General features: G+C 73.1%; 12 protein-coding genes. 10 read left to right on the top strand and 2 right to left on the bottom strand.

The window, feature by feature from the left end:
• The first annotated feature begins 60 nt into the window (after nucleotides 1-60).
• Together ACZ7LE_RS11650 and ACZ7LE_RS11645 are read left to right on the top strand one after the other, a co-directional pair.
• On the top strand, nucleotides 61-729 hold the full coding sequence (locus ACZ7LE_RS11650) for a DUF4190 domain-containing protein (RefSeq protein WP_470403443.1): 669 nt from the start codon (nucleotides 61-63) through the stop codon (nucleotides 727-729).
• A gap of 58 nt (nucleotides 730-787) precedes the next feature.
• Entirely contained in the window at nucleotides 788-1,336 is a 549-nt protein-coding gene (locus ACZ7LE_RS11645) for a DUF4190 domain-containing protein (protein WP_470403442.1), read from the top strand.
• Nucleotides 1,337-1,392: 56 nt separating this feature from the next.
• On the opposite strand, the gene ACZ7LE_RS11640 is transcribed toward ACZ7LE_RS11645, so the two are convergent.
• A complete protein-coding gene (locus tag ACZ7LE_RS11640; RefSeq protein ID WP_470403441.1) occupies nucleotides 1,393-2,799 on the bottom strand; it encodes an FAD-dependent monooxygenase in 1,407 nt (468 codons plus the stop codon).
• 107 nt (nucleotides 2,800-2,906) lie between these two features.
• Here ACZ7LE_RS11640 and ACZ7LE_RS11635 point away from each other — a divergent pair, with 107 nt between their 5' ends.
• From ACZ7LE_RS11635 to ACZ7LE_RS11610, 6 genes are all read left to right on the top strand, one after another.
• Entirely contained in the window at nucleotides 2,907-3,479 is a 573-nt protein-coding gene (locus tag ACZ7LE_RS11635) for a TetR/AcrR family transcriptional regulator (protein ID WP_470403440.1), read from the top strand.
• 127 nt (nucleotides 3,480-3,606) lie between these two features.
• Nucleotides 3,607-4,086: a DoxX family protein gene (locus tag ACZ7LE_RS11630; RefSeq protein WP_470403439.1), complete on the top strand. Its 480-nt coding sequence runs from the start codon at nucleotides 3,607-3,609 to the stop codon at nucleotides 4,084-4,086.
• Nucleotides 4,087-4,320: 234 nt separating this feature from the next.
• A complete protein-coding gene (locus tag ACZ7LE_RS11625; RefSeq protein ID WP_470403438.1) occupies nucleotides 4,321-5,991 on the top strand; it encodes an ABC-F family ATP-binding cassette domain-containing protein in 1,671 nt (556 codons plus the stop codon).
• Nucleotides 5,992-6,072: 81 nt separating this feature from the next.
• Entirely contained in the window at nucleotides 6,073-7,092 is a 1,020-nt protein-coding gene (locus tag ACZ7LE_RS11620; protein WP_470403437.1) for a chitinase, read from the top strand.
• Between the two features lie 173 nt (nucleotides 7,093-7,265).
• Entirely contained in the window at nucleotides 7,266-8,597 is a 1,332-nt protein-coding gene (locus ACZ7LE_RS11615; RefSeq protein ID WP_470403436.1) for a ricin-type beta-trefoil lectin domain protein, read from the top strand.
• Nucleotides 8,597-9,886, top strand: coding sequence for an alginate lyase family protein (locus ACZ7LE_RS11610; protein ID WP_470403435.1), 1,290 nt, complete (start codon nucleotides 8,597-8,599; stop codon nucleotides 9,884-9,886). The genes ACZ7LE_RS11615 and ACZ7LE_RS11610 overlap by 1 nt, the downstream gene beginning before the upstream one ends.
• Before the next feature lie 97 nt (nucleotides 9,887-9,983).
• On the opposite strand, the gene ACZ7LE_RS11605 is transcribed toward ACZ7LE_RS11610, so the two are convergent.
• The gene (locus tag ACZ7LE_RS11605) at nucleotides 9,984-10,463 is read right to left on the bottom strand and encodes a DUF6314 family protein (protein ID WP_470403434.1); all 480 of its coding nucleotides are present in this window, start codon (nucleotides 10,461-10,463) and stop codon (nucleotides 9,984-9,986) included.
• Between the two features lie 75 nt (nucleotides 10,464-10,538).
• On the opposite strand from ACZ7LE_RS11605, the gene ACZ7LE_RS11600 reads away from it, so the two are divergent.
• Both ACZ7LE_RS11600 and ACZ7LE_RS11595 read left to right on the top strand, forming a co-directional pair.
• Complete coding sequence (locus ACZ7LE_RS11600) at nucleotides 10,539-12,677, top strand: M3 family metallopeptidase (protein WP_470403433.1); 2,139 nt, start codon at nucleotides 10,539-10,541, stop codon at nucleotides 12,675-12,677.
• 100 nt (nucleotides 12,678-12,777) lie between these two features.
• On the top strand, nucleotides 12,778-14,115 hold the full coding sequence (locus ACZ7LE_RS11595) for a M20/M25/M40 family metallo-hydrolase (protein WP_470403432.1): 1,338 nt from the start codon (nucleotides 12,778-12,780) through the stop codon (nucleotides 14,113-14,115).
• Nucleotides 14,116-14,171: the final 56 nt, after the last annotated feature.

The raw sequence follows: 14,171 nt of genomic DNA, 5'->3' as shown, positions 1-14,171 counted from the left end.
GGCTGACTCGTGGTCTCCCGCCCGCGCCCCGTGGCGCGCCCGAGCATGGAAGGCAGCACGATGACCCAGCCCGACGACGGGCCCGGCCCGCAGGACCCGAACGACCAGCCGGCCGCCCCGCAGCCGCCGGGTGACGAGCCGACGGCGCCGGACCTGTCGGCCGGGCAGCCTCCGGCGGACCAGCCGACGGCGGACCTGCCCGCCGTCGCGCCCGCGCCCCCGACGCCGCCCGCCGGACCCGCGTACGGGTACCCCGCGCAGCCTCCGACGGGCCAGCCGGCCCAGTACCCGGGCCAGCCCGGCCAGTACGCCTCGGGCCAGTACCCGTCGGGCCAGTACCCGTCCGGCCAGTACCCCTCGGGCCAGTACCCCTCGGGCCAGGTGCAGCCGTACCTGCCGCAGGCCCCCACCCCGTATCAGTACGGTGCGCCGCCGCAGTACGCCTACCCGGTGGCGCCCCCGAAGAACGACCTGGGCGTCTGGTCGCTGATCACCGGCATCCTGAGCTGGATCCTCTGCCCGCTGATCCTGGGCATCGTCGCCATCGTCACCGGGAACGCCAGCCGCAAGGCGATCCGCGAGGGCCTGGCGAACAACGCCGGCATGGCGACGGCGGGCCTGGTCCTTGGCTGGATCAACGTGGCGCTGACCGGCGCCGGGATACTGATCTGGATCGTCTTCGTGGTGGTCGGGCTCCTCGGGGCGGCGTTCACGGTGACCCAGGTGTGACCGCGATCCGACCGCCTGCGGCAGCACGCGGCATCCGTACCCCCTGGAAGGCGGAGGCATGACCCAGCCCGACGAGTGGAAGTCGCCCTACGAGCCGCCGAAGCAGGCGGACACCCCGCAGGGCTCCGCGCCCGGTCAGGCCGGACGGCCGAGCCCCTACCAGCAGCCGTACCAGCAGCCCGAGCAGCTGTGGGACCAGCAGGGGCAGCCCTACCCGGCCCAGCCGTACCCGGGACAGCAGCCCTACCCGGGACAGCAGCCCTACCCGTACGGCACGCCCTATTACGGCTACGCCGCACCGCTGGAGAAGAACTCGCTCGGGGTCTGGTCCCTCGTGCTGGGCATCCTCAGCATCATCCTGCTGTTCGCCTGCGGTGTCGGCGGCTTCCTGGCCGGCGTCCCGGCGGTCATCACGGGGCACCTGAGCCGCAGGGCGCAGAGGGAGGGCCAGGCGGACAACGGCGGCATGGGCCTGGTCGGCATCATCACGGGCTGGGTGACGATCGGCCTGACCCTGCTCCTGGTCGTCGGGATCATCATCCTGTTCAGCATCCCGGAGTTCCGGGAGGGCTTCTTCAGCCCTCCGCGGTACAGCGACTACGAGTAGCTGAGCTGCCACGCACCTGGCCGATCGACACGTGGCCGCCGGCCGCCGGCCGCGGGTCACGCACCCGCGGCCGCGTCGGCCACGTAGCCGTCGGGGCGCACCAGCAGGGCGGTCGCACCGCCGTCGGACCGGCGGACGACGACGCGCTCGGCCGGGTCGACCTCGCCGGGCGCGGCCGGCAGCTCCGGGGCCACGGAACCCGCCGGGGCGACCAGCACGAACCGCCCGGTGCGTAGTGCCTCGGCGAGGCGCGACCCGCCCTCCAGCGGGAGGTCCCGCGCCCGGGTGCCGACCAGCGGGTGCGCCCCGCGCGGGCGCGGGTAGGCGACGCCCAGGGCGGAGATGGTCAGCGCCGCCCGCCGCCGGACCGGGGCCACCCGGGACACCAGGCCGACGACGCCGCGCCGCACCGCCGCGACCAGCGGCCCCGGCAGCGTGGCGACCCGCAGGATCCCGCCGCTGGTGCGCAGCACCTGCTTCCCCACGGGGTGCCGTTCGGCCTCGTAGCCGTCGAGCACGGCGTCCGCCGCGTCGTCCGGCAGGCGCAGCGCGGCGGCGAGCCGCCAGCCGAGGTTCGCGGCGTCCTGCATGCCGGTGTTCATGCCGAGCCCGCCCGCGGGGCTGTGCACATGCGCGGCGTCGCCGGCCAGGAGGACGCGGCCCGCGCGGTAGGCGGGTGCCTGCCGCTCGTCGGCGTGGAACCGGGACAGGAAGCGCGCCTCGGCCATGCCGAAGTCGTCGTGCAGGGTGGCGCGGGCGATGGCGCGCACCTCGTCGAGGTCGACCGGCTCGTCCTCGCTCACGTCGTTGTCGCCGTGCCAGCCGATGAACCGGTACCAGCCGTCGCCGAACGGCGCGAGGAAGCCGAGCGAGTCGTTCGCGGCGGCGACCGTGAGCAGGTCGGCGGGCTGCCGCGCCAGCCGGACGTCGGCCAGGACCATCGACCGGATCACGGCCCGGCCCGGGAACGGGATGCCGACCGCGTCGCGCACCGTGGACCGGGCGCCGTCGGTGCCGACGACGTACCGGGCGCGCAGGTGCGGGCCGTCGGCGGTGGTCACCGTGACGCCGTCGTCGTCCTGGGCCAGGGCCGTGACCCGGGTGTCGTGCCGGAAGACGGCGCCCGCCTCCTCGGCGCGGCGGCGCAGCAGGCGCTCGACCTCGTACTGGGGCGCGACGAGCACGTACCGGAAGCGGGACGGCAGGTCCGCCAGGTCGACGGTGAGCCGCTGGAAGAGCCGGAGGCTGGTCACCTGCTGCCCGCGGGTGAGCAGCTCGTCCGCCAGGCCGCGGGCGTCGAGCACCTCCAGGCTGCGCGCGTGCACGGCGAACGCGCGGGTCAGGTTGCTCAGCCCGGCCGGCCGCTTCTCCAGGACGGTGACGTGTGCCCCGGCCGTGGCGAGGTCCCCGGCGAGCAGCAGGCCGGTCGGGCCGGCCCCGACGACTACGACGTCCGTGTCCATGATGTCCTCCTGGGGTGCGGGGTCAACGAGCGTTTGCCAACGCTTGTTGACCAACGTAGCGGACGGGCTCACCAAAGGTCAACGGATGTTGGCATACAGTTGTTGGCATGACAGACACGGATGCTCCGCGGCGCCGGTCGGACGTGACCCGCGCGGCGATCCTGGACGCGGCCCGCGCGCGGTTCGCGGCCGACGGCTACGAGCGCGCCACGGTGCGCGCCATCGCGCAGGACGCCGGGATCGACCCGTCGATGGTGATGCGCTACTACGGCTCCAAGGAGGGCCTGTTCGCGGCCGTCATCGACGTGGAGCTGGTGCTCCCGGACCTGGCCGCGATCCCCGTGGACGACGTGGGCGCGGTGCTGGTGGGGCACTTCCTCGACCTCTGGGAGCACGACAGCGTGCTCCAGACCCTGCTGCGCGTGGGGGTGACGAACGAGGCCGGGGCCGCGCGGATGCGCGACGTGTTCGCCGGGCAGATCCTGCCGCTCGCCGAGCGGTTCGTCGTGACCCGCGAGGACGCGGCGCGCCGCGCCGCGCTGGTCGCCTCCCAGGTGCTTGGCATGGCGCTGGTGCGGTACGTGCTGCGGTTCGGCCCCGCTGCGGACCTGACCCGGGCGGACGTCGTCGCGTGGCTGGGACCGACCGTGCAGCGCTACCTCACGGCGCCGGAGCCCTGAGCGGCGGGAACCCTGCCCGCGGCGGTCGAACCGTCGCTGTTAAACGGTTAGCGCCGTGTTCTCCGGACAGGCCGCGCCGTACGTTTCCGGGACCGCGCCGCCGACGTCGCAGAACGGAGACCACGCCATGTCCCTCGATACTTCCGGCTCCACGCGCACTCCCGCCCGGACCGCCGCCCGGACCCCCGCCCGGACCGTCCGGCCCTTCGTCGAACGGGCGGCGCCCGTCATCCGCCGGGCGGCGCCCGTGCTCGGGTGGGTGGTCACCCTGGCTGTCGCGGCACAGCTCGCCCAGGGCGCCTACGGTCAGCTCACCGAGTCCGAGCGGTCGGTGGGCATGTTCGAGGCCATCGGCTACCCGGCCTCGGCGGTCCTGGTGATCGGCGTGCTGCAGGGGATCGCGGTGCTGCTCTACGTCGTGCCCTGGACGGCGTTCCTCGGCGCCCTGCTCCTCACCGCCTACCTGGGCGGCGCCGTGGCCGCGCACGTCCGCCTGGAGGACTCCCTGGCGCACACGCTCACGCCCGTCCTGTTCGCGGTGGGCCTCTGGGCCGGGCTGTTCCTGCGCAGCGAGCGCATCCGCCGGGCCGTGCTCACCGGACGGTGACCGCGTCGGGGCGTGCCGTGATTCACGTTGCGCCCCGACGTCGTCCCATGTCAGGCTATGTGCGCTCCTGCGGGTGTGCCGCGCGTGTGAGGGAGCTACGGACAAGGACTGTGATGACGGGCATCTCCCGGTACGAGACCACCTCGCGCTGACGCCTGCCCTCCACGAGGGTACCGGGCGTCGGCACCACGCCACCTCCCGGGAGTCCCTGCTGTGTTGTCCAACCCTTCTGTCGTGCTGCACGACGTCACTTTTGCCTGGCCCGACGGCGCCGTCGCGCTCGATCACGTCTCCGGCGCCTTCGGCCGCGGCCGCACCGGCCTGACCGGCCTCAACGGCGCCGGCAAGTCCACCCTGCTGCGTGTCGTCGCCGGCCTGCTGACGCCCACCTCCGGGCGGGTCGCCCTCAGCGGCACCGCCGACTACCTGCCGCAGCGCATCACGCTCGACGTGCACGCCACGGTCGCCGACCTGCTCGGCATCACGCCCGTCGTGCGCGCGCTGCGCGCCATCGAGTCGGGCGACGTCGACGAGGCGCACTTCGACGTCGTCGGCGACGACTGGGACGTCGAGGAGCGGGCCGTCGCGCTGCTGTCGGCGACGGGCCTGCCCACGGGCCTCGACCGCTCGGTCGCCACCCTGTCCGGCGGCGAGACGATGTTGACCGCGATCACGGGCGTCCGGCTGCGCCAGTCCAGCGGGGCCGCCGCCGTCGCGCTGCTCGACGAGCCGACCAACAACCTGGACGGCGCGGCGCGCGAGCGCCTGTACGAGCTGGTCCGCGGCTGGCGGGGCGCGCTCGTCGTCGTCTCGCACGACCTGGCCCTGCTGGAGCTGATGGACGACACGGCCGAGCTGCGTGCCGGGTCGCTGACGACGTTCGGCGGCCCGTACTCGGAGTACCGGGCGTGGCTCCAGGTGCAGCAGGAGGCGGCGGCGCAGACGCTGCGCGCGGCCGAGCAGACGCTGCGCCGCGAGAAGCGGCAGCGGATCGAGGCGGAGGAGCGGATCGCGCACAGCGAGCGCAAGGGCCGCAAGGACGCCGCGAACAGCAAGTACGTCAAGGCCGTGATCAACGACCGGCGCAACAGCGCGGAGAAGTCGGCCGGTGCGCGGCGCGGGATGCTGGACGACAAGGTGGACGCCGCGCGCGCCGCCGTCGACCTGGCGGAGCGCGCCGTGCGCGACGACGACCGGATCTCGGTGGTCCTGCCCGACCCGGACGTGCCGGCCGGGCGCCGGCTGGCGGTGCTGCGGGGCGCGGACGGCCGGGAGGTGGTGATCCAGGGTCCGGAACGGATCGCCCTGACGGGCCCGAACGGCGTCGGCAAGACGACCCTCCTGGAGCGCCTGCTCGCGATCCCCGCCCCCGCCTCGCTGAGTGCTGGGTATCTGTCGGGCCAGACCCCCGCGGAGCCGCAGATGTCCAGCACTCAACGAGACGGGCGGGACGGGTCGGGGTTCGCGGACGGGGAGCTGCTGACCGAGCGCGCGGCGTACCTGCCGCAGCGGGTCGACGTGCTGCCCGACGCGTCCTCCGTGCTGGACGCCGTGCGGGAGGGCGCGCCGCACGTGCCGCCGGGGGAGCTGCGCAACCTGCTGGCGCGGTTCCTGGTGCGGGGTGCGGCGGTGGACCGGCCGGTGGCGACGCTGTCGGGTGGCGAGCGGTTCCGGGTGGCGCTGGCGAGCCTGCTGCTCGCGGACCCGCCGGCGCAGCTCCTGGTGCTGGACGAGCCGACGAACAACCTGGACATCGCGAGCACGGACCAGCTCGTGGACGCACTGTCGGCCTACCGGGGCGCGCTGCTCGTGGTCAGTCACGACAGCGCGTTCCTGGAGCGGCTGGGCCTGGACGCGGAGATCCGGCTCGACGCGGAGGGAAACCTGACCCAGGTGCGTCGGTGACGTGTACGGGTTAACCCCGATGCGCCATTTTTCACCCGCTGTGTACGGTCTGCGTACGAATCCGACCGACATCTTCGGGAGATGACGATGAAGACCAACCCGAGGCGCCTCGCCCTGCTCGCCTCCGTGACCGCGATGGTCCTGGCTGCCGGCGGCATGGTCGGCGCCGCCGCGACGGAGGTCGCCGGAGCCCGGGCCGCCGGGCAGGCCGAACCGCAGGCCGTGGCGGAGAAGCTGCCCGGCGCGCCCTACCTGTACCTGGGCTGGGGTGACCCGCAGAGCGCCACGTCGGTGATGAGCGAGACCGGGGTCTCGGCGTTCACCATGGCGTTCATGCTGTCGTCGGGCGGCTGCACACCGGCGTGGGACGGGCAGCGGCCGCTGACCGGCGGCGTCGACGAGCAGACGATCGACGCGATCCAGGCCGCGGGCGGCCAGGTGCAGATCTCCTTCGGGGGCTACTCGGGCAACAAGCTGGGCCCGAACTGTTCCAGCCCGGAGGCGTTCGCGGGGGCGGTGCAGCAGGTGATCGACGCGCACGGACCCGACGTCGTGGACTTCGACATCGAGAACACCGACGAGTACGAGGACTACGCCGTCCAGGACCGGATCCTCCAGGGGATCGCGATCGTCAAGCAGAACAACCCCGGCGTCAAGGCCGTGGTGACCATTCCGACCACCACGACCGGCCCGGGCGGTGCGGGCTCGCGCCTCATCACGCGCGCCGCCGAGCTGGGCACGCCGATCGACAACTACACGATCATGACGTTCGACTTCGGCGGCTCCGACATGGTGGCCGACACGATCAGCGCGGCCCAGGGCCTGAAGGACCAGCTCAAGGCGGCGCACGGCTGGTCCGACGCCGAGGCGTACTCCTACTCCGGGATCTCCGGCATGAACGGGCTGTCCGACGTCGGCGAGACCACCACGCCCGCGCAGTGGACCGAGATCCGGGACTGGGCGAACGCCCAGGGCCTGTCCCGGTTCGCGTACTGGGCGGTCAACCGGGACCGGGGCTGCGAGGGCGGCGGCGTGACGTCCAACTGCAGCGGCATCGCGCAGCAGGACCTCGAGTTCACGCGGATCACCGCGGGGTTCTGAGCCCCCGCCCCGCCGTCGTCGGGCACCGGTTCGCACCGCGCGAGCCGGTGCCCGACGACGTCGCGGGCCGAACCTGTGTGGTGCCTGTACGGGTTAGCCCCAATGTTGCGGGTGGCAAAGAAGTCGTACGTTCTCCTCACTTACAGGCTTGAAAGTTCATGAGGAGGACGACCATGCAAGCACGTCTACGGCGCCGTGTCCTCGGCGGCCTCGCGACACTGTCCCTGGCCCTCGCCACCGCGCTCGCGCTCGGCGGGGGCGCGCTGCCCGCGCAGGCGGCGACCGGCGCGATCACCGGCTACGGCGGCAAGTGCGTCGACGTCGCGGCGGCGAGCTCCGCGAACGGCACCCAGATCCAGCTCTACGGCTGCAACGGCACGAACGCGCAGAGCTGGGACGTGCGCGCCGACGGCACGGTCCGCGCGCTCGGCAAGTGCCTCGACGTCGCGGACGCGAGCACCGCCAACGGGACCCGCATCCAGCTCTGGGACTGCAACGGCAGCGCCGCGCAGACCTGGACCGCCGGCGCGGACGGCACGCTGCGCGCGCTCGGCAAGTGCCTGGACGCGACCGGCCCGAGCTCTGCCGACGGCACGCCGCTGCAGCTCTGGGACTGCTTCGCAGGCGCCAACCAGCGCTGGACGCTGCCGTCCGGTGGCGGCAACCCCGAGCCGAACCCGGCGAAGATGCCGGGCGCGCCCTACCTGTACCTGGGCTGGGGCAACCCGCCGAGCGCCACGTCGGTGATGAGCCAGACGGGCGTGCGGGCGTTCACCATGGCGTTCATCCTGTCGTCCGGGGGCTGCAACCCCGCGTGGGACGGCAGCCGCCCCCTGACCGGCGGCGTCGACCAGCAGACCATCAATGCGATCAAGGCCGCGGGTGGCCAGGTGCAGATCTCGTTCGGCGGCTGGTCCGGCAACAAGCTCGGCCCCAACTGCTCGACGCCCGCCGCGTACGCCGGGGCCGTGCAGCAGGTCATCAACGCGCACCAGCCGAACGTCGTGGACTTCGACATCGAGAACTCCGACGAGTTCGAGAACTACACCGTCCAGGACCGCATCCTGCAGGGCCTGACCATCGTCAAGCAGAACAACCCGAACGTGAAGATCGCCGTCACGATCGGCACGGGTCGCGGCGGCCCCGAGGGTGCGGGCACCCGGCTGATCAACCGGGCGGCGCAGCTCGGCGTCCCGATCGACAACTACACGATCATGCCGTTCAACTTCGGCTCCTCGAACATCGCGCAGGACACGATCAACGCGTCCGAGGGGCTGAAGAACCAGCTCAAGTCGGCCCGCGGCTGGACGGACGCCCAGGCGTACGCCCACATGGGTATCTCCGGCATGAACGGGAGCTCCGACCAGGGCGAGATCACCACCACCGCCGCCTGGACGCAGATCCGCGACTACGCGCGGAACAACGGCCTGACCCGGCTGGCGTTCTGGTCCGTCAACCGGGACCAGCCCGGGTTCGAGTTCACGCGCATCACGGGAGGCTTCTGATGAGGATCCGCACCGGCAGGACCCGCACCCTGGTGGTGCTCGCGGTCGCCGTGGGGCTCGCCCTGCCCGCGGCCGCCGCGGGCACGGCGAGCGCCGCGCCCGGGCCGCGCGCCGCCGTCGGGCAGCAGGCGCCTGCCCTCCCGGACGCGGTGCCGGACGCCGGGGCCGACGCCGCCACGGCCGACGTGCCCGCGGCGTTCACGCACCCGGGCGTGCACGTCAGCGCGCCGCAGCTCGACTTCATCCGGCAGCAGGTGCAGGCCGGTACCCAGCCCTGGCGCAGCGCGTACGACTCGATGATGGGCAGCCGGTACGCGTCGCTGTCCTACACGCCGCACCCGCGGGCCGTGGTCGAGTGCGGGTCGTACTCCAACCCGAACTACGGGTGCACCGACGAGCGGGAGGACGCGATCGCGGCGTACACCCACGCCCTGGCCTGGTCGGTCACCCGGGACACGCGGTACGCGAACAAGGCGATCTCGATCATGAACGCGTGGTCGCCGGTGATCCGGGACCACACCAACTCCAACGCGCCGCTGCAGACGGCGTGGGCCGGGTCGGTGTGGCCGCGCGCCGCGGAGATCATCCGGTACACGGGCGCCGGCTGGGCCGCGGCGGACGTCGACCGGTTCGAGACGATGCTGCGGACCGTCTACCTGCCCGAGGTGATCAACGGGTCCAACAGCAACGGCAACTGGGAGCTGTCGATGATGGAGGCGGCCGTCGGCATCTCGATCTTCCTCGACGACCGCACCGCCTACGCCTCGGCCCGGCAGCGGTTCCTGGTGCGGGTGCCCGCCTTCATCTACCTGACCTCCGACGGGTCGGTGCCGCGCACCGTGCCCGGCTCCGGCCGGGACACGCCCGACCAGATCTTCGCGTACTGGCACAACCAGCGCACGCTGGTCAACGGTCTGTCGCAGGAGACCTGCCGGGACTTCACGCACACCGGCTACGGCATCTCGGCGATCTCGCACGTCGCCGAGACCGCCGCGATCCAGGGTGACGACCTGTACCCGCAGGTGGGGGAGCGCCTGCGGCACGCGCTCGGGTTCCACTCGACCTACCAGCGGGGCACCGCGGTGCCGTCCTGGCTCTGCGGCGGGTCGGTGCACCTGGGCCTCGGCCCGGTCACGGAGGTCGGGTTCAACGCCCTGCACAACCGGCAGGGGTTCGCGATGAGCAACACCCAGGCCCTCACGGAGTCCACCCGCCCGGCGGGCACCAACAACCTGTTCGTGGCCTGGGAGACCCTGACCCACGCGAACAACCCGGACGTGCTGCCGTGACGGGCTGAGCCGACTGCCGACCTGGGCCGCTGCGAGGGCCCAGGTCGGCAGTTTGCACTGCCGACCCAGCCGACCTCGTCGCGCGGTCGGCAGGGGCTCAGGAGCGCTCGGTGTACCAGGTACGCATCAGGTAGTCCTTCTCCGGGCCCGTCACCCGCCAGCTCAGCTCCCAGGACGACGCCGGCCGCGCCGGGACCGCCATGCCGCCCCGGTACAGGTCCTGCCCGCACAGGTGCTCGACGGCGCCGGCGGTCCAGGGGTGGAAGTCCCGGCCGTCCTCGAAGGTCACGCGCCACCCGGTGGCGGCCCCGGCGTCGGCCCCGGCGCCCGCCCCGCCCTCGGACGACGGTCCGGCTCCCGCCGCGCCCCCGGGTACCGGCTCCCGCACGATGAACAGCGTGCGCGACACCGGGGTGCTGCCCCCGGCCCAGCGCAGGGTGCCCTGCTCCGCCCAGCGCACGCGGCCGTCGTCCTGGGGCGAGAACCGGGCCTCGCCGTCCGCGGTGTACGCGGCGCCGTCGGCGTGCTCGATCTCCCGCCGGAAGTCCCAGGTGCCGACGAGCCGGAGAGGATCCACGCCCACGACCCTAACCGCTGCGCCGGCCCGGAAAGAGCGCGTCCGTAGGGCTGCCGATGGGCGAGGATGTTCCCCATGACCTCGACCCATGAGACCACCGCGCCCGCGGAGCTGGACCCGGCGAACCCGTTCGCCGCCCCGTCCACCCTGCCGTACGGCCTGCCCGACTTCGCCGCGATCCGTGAGGAGCACTACGAGCCGGCGATCCTGGCCGGGATGGCCGCCCACCGCGCCGAGGTCGAGGCGATCGCCACCAACCCGGAGCCCGCCACGGTCGAGAACACGCTGGAGGCGCTGGAGCGGGCCGGGCAGCTCCTCGGCCGCGCCGCGCGGGCCTACTACAACCAGCTTCCGTCCGACTCCACCCCCGGCCTGGAGGACGTCCAGGAGCGGCTCGCGCCGCTGTTCGCCGCCCACCAGGACGCGATCAACATGGACGCGCGCCTCCATGCACGCGTGCGCACCCTGGCCGACGCCGCCGCGGCGGGCGACCTCGACCTGGAGCCCGACACCGCCTACCTCCTCGAGAAGCTGCTGACACGGTTCCAGCGCTCCGGCATCGAGCTGTCGCCGCAGGACCAGGACACGCTGCGCGACCTCAACGCGCGCATCACGTCGCTGGAGGCGAGCTTCGGGCGCAAGCTCCTGGCCGGTGCCAACGAGGCGAGCGTGCTCGTGACGGACGAGGCGGAGCTCGCCGGCCTGACCGCCGACGCCCGGGCGGGCGCCAGGGCCGCCGCCGAGGCCCGCGGCCAGGACGGCTGGCTCCTGGAGATGCAGCTCTTCACGCACCAGAACGTGCTGGCCTCGCTGGAGAACCCGACCACCCGCGAGCGTGTGCAGGCGGCCTCCATGGCGCGCGGCGCCACGGGCGGCGAGAACGACACCCGCGAGGTGCTGCTGAAGCTCGCCCGGTTGCGGGCCGAGCACGCGCAGCTCCTCGGCTACGAGCACCACGCGGCCTACATCGCCGCGGACGCGACCGCGGGCACCACCGCGGCGGTCAACGAGATGCTCGGGCGCCTGGCGCCCGCCGCCGTCGCCAACGCGCGCCGCGAGGCGACCGAGCTCGCGAAGGTGAGCGGGGCGACGCGCCGTCCTGAGCCTGCCGAAGGATCGGGCAGCGCCGGCGCGGACGGCGTGGCCGCCGCCGACTGGTCCTACCTCAACGAGGCCGTGCGCAAGGAGCGCTTCAACCTGGACGACGCCGCCCTGCGCCCCTACCTCGAGCTCGAGCGCGTGGTGCACGACGGCGTGTTCCAGGCGGCCGGCCTCCTGTTCGGGCTCTCGTTCGCCGAGCGCGCCGACCTGCCGGGCTACCACCCGGACGTCCGCGTCTTCGAGGTGTTCGACTCGGTCGAGCCGGGGGAGCCGGGCACCGGCCTCGGGCTGTTCCTCGCCGACTTCTACACGCGCGAGTCCAAGCGCGGCGGCGCCTGGATGGACAGCCTCGTCGTGCAGAGCGACCTGCTGGGCGAGCGGCCCGTGGTGGTCAACAACCTGAACATCGTCAAGCCGCCGGCGGGCGAGCCGACGCTGCTCGTGTGGGACGAGGTGACCACCCTGTTCCACGAGTTCGGGCACGCGCTGCACGGCCTGCTCAGCGACGTCCGCTACCCGTCGCAGTCCGGCACCTCCGTGCCGCGCGACTTCGTCGAGTACCCGTCGCAGGTCAACGAGATGTGGTCGTGGGAGCCGAGGATCCTGAAGTCGTTCGCGGTGCACCACACCACCGGTGAGCCGATGCCGGCCGAGTGGGTCGACACCATGCTCGCCTCCCGGGTCTGGGGCGAGGGCTTCTCGACCACCGAGTACCTCGCCGCCGCGCTGCTCGACCAGGCATGGCACCAGCTCACGCCGGACCAGGTGCCGACGTCGGTCGAGGACGTGCTGCCCTTCGAGGCGGCGGCGCTCGCCGCGGCCGGCGTCGACCTCGCGTCCGTGCCGCCGCGGTACCGCAGCACCTACTTCAACCACATCTTCGGGGGCGGGTACTCGGCCGGGTACTACTCGTACATCTGGTCCGAGGTGCTCGACGCGGACACCGTGCAGTGGTACGCCGAGAACGGCGGGCTGACCCGCGAGAACGGCGAGGCGTTCCGGCGCAAGCTCCTCGCCCGCGGCGGCTCGCAGGACCCGCTGGCCTCGTTCGAGGACCTGCGGGGACGGGCCGCCGAGATCACGCCGCTGCTGGAGCGCCGCGGCCTGGTCTGACCGCGGCCGGCTGGTCGGACCGGCCGGCTGACTCGCCCGACCTGGTGTCGCGAGTCAGCGGGCTGGTCCGGATTCGTCCGGGCGTCTGTACCGTGGCCCTGTGACTGAGACTGTTCCCACCGCCGCGCCCGTACCCACCGCCGCCGACGAGGTCATCCGGATCTGTCAGGAGCTGATCCGGTTCGACACGTCGAACTACGGCGACAACGAGGGCCCGGGCGAGCGTGCCGCGGCCGAGTACGTCATGGAGCTGCTGCACGAGGTGGGGCTGGAGCCCGAGCTGTTCGAGTCCAGCCCGGGGCGGGCGTCGGTCGTCGTCCGGCTGGAGGGGCAGGACCGCAGCCGGCCCGCGCTGGTGCTGCACGGGCACCTCGACGTCGTGCCGGCGGCGAAGGACGACTGGAGCGTGGATCCCTTCGGCGCCGAGCTCACCGAAGGTCTCCTGTGGGGCCGCGGCGCCGTCGACATGAAGGACATGGACGCCATGATCCTGGCCGTCGTGCGGCAGATGGTGCGTGAGGGCCGCAGGCCCGCGCGCGACGTCGTGGTCGCGTTCTTCGCCGACGAGGAGGCGGGCGGCGTGTACGGCGCCCGGTGGGCCGTGGACCACCGTCCCGACCTGTTCGAGGGCGCCACCGAGGCGATCTCCGAGGTGGGCGGCTACTCGGTCGAGGTGGGCGGCAAGCGGGCCTACCTGCTGCAGACGGCGGAGAAGGGCATCGCCTGGCTGCGGCTGATCGCCGACGGCCGGGCCGGGCACGGCTCGCAGGTCAACGAGGAGAACGCGGTCACCGAGCTCGCCGCCGCCGTCGCGCGGATCGGGCAGCACGCCTGGCCCACCACGATCACCCCGACCGTGGACGCACTGCTGCGCGGCGTCGGCGACCTGACCGGCCTGCCGGTGGACTACGAGGACCCGGCCACGATCGACGCCCTGGTGGCCGCGCTCGGCCCGGTGGCGAAGTTCGTGGGCGCCACGGTGCGCAACACGTCCAACCCCACCCAGCTCGCCTCCGGCTACAAGGCGAACGTGATCCCGGGCCGCGCCGAGGCGACCGTGGACGTGCGACTCCTGCCCGGCCACGAGGAGGCCGGGATGGCGACACTGCGCGAGCTGGCGGGTCCGAACGTCCGGATCGAGCCGATCCACCTGGACACGGCCCTGGAGGTGCCGTTCGGCGGGTCGCTGGTCGACGCGATGGTCGCCGCGATCGACGCCGAGGACCCGGGCGCGAAGGTGCTGCCGTACACGCTGTCGGGCGGCACGGACAACAAGTCGCTGCACCGCCTGGGCATCACCGGCTACGGCTTCGCGCCCCTGCAGCTCACGAACGACCTGGACTTCGCCGGCATGTTCCACGGCGTGGACGAGCGCGTGCCCACGGAGGCCCTGAAGTTCGGCACGCGCGTGCTGGACCGCCTGCTCGCCACCTGCTGACGTGCGCTGGTCGAGCTTGTCGAGACCGGTCTCGACAAGCTCGACCAGCGAGTGGG

This window comes from Promicromonospora sp. NPDC110617 (assembly GCF_055598465.1).
Note: the sequence above shows the minus strand (reverse complement) of the source record. Positions and strands in the feature narration are given on the sequence as shown.

Bases quoted from the DNA above. Each gene is read 5' to 3' on its own strand.
- ACZ7LE_RS11610 (WP_470403435.1), top strand. From the start codon at position 8,597: ATGAGGATCCGCACCGGCAGGACCCGCACCCTGGTGGTGCTCGCGGTC.
- ACZ7LE_RS11620 (WP_470403437.1), top strand. From the start codon at position 6,073: ATGACGATGAAGACCAACCCGAGGCGCCTCGCCCTGCTCGCCTCCGTG.
- ACZ7LE_RS11600 (WP_470403433.1), top strand. From the start codon at position 10,539: ATGACCTCGACCCATGAGACCACCGCGCCCGCGGAGCTGGACCCGGCG.
- ACZ7LE_RS11645 (WP_470403442.1), top strand. From the start codon at position 788: ATGACCCAGCCCGACGAGTGGAAGTCGCCCTACGAGCCGCCGAAGCAG.
- ACZ7LE_RS11615 (WP_470403436.1), top strand. From the start codon at position 7,266: ATGCAAGCACGTCTACGGCGCCGTGTCCTCGGCGGCCTCGCGACACTG.
- ACZ7LE_RS11650 (WP_470403443.1), top strand. From the start codon at position 61: ATGACCCAGCCCGACGACGGGCCCGGCCCGCAGGACCCGAACGACCAG.
- ACZ7LE_RS11640 (WP_470403441.1), bottom strand. From the start codon at position 2,799: ATGGACACGGACGTCGTAGTCGTCGGGGCCGGCCCGACCGGCCTGCTG.
- ACZ7LE_RS11630 (WP_470403439.1), top strand. From the start codon at position 3,607: ATGTCCCTCGATACTTCCGGCTCCACGCGCACTCCCGCCCGGACCGCC.
- ACZ7LE_RS11635 (WP_470403440.1), top strand. From the start codon at position 2,907: ATGACAGACACGGATGCTCCGCGGCGCCGGTCGGACGTGACCCGCGCG.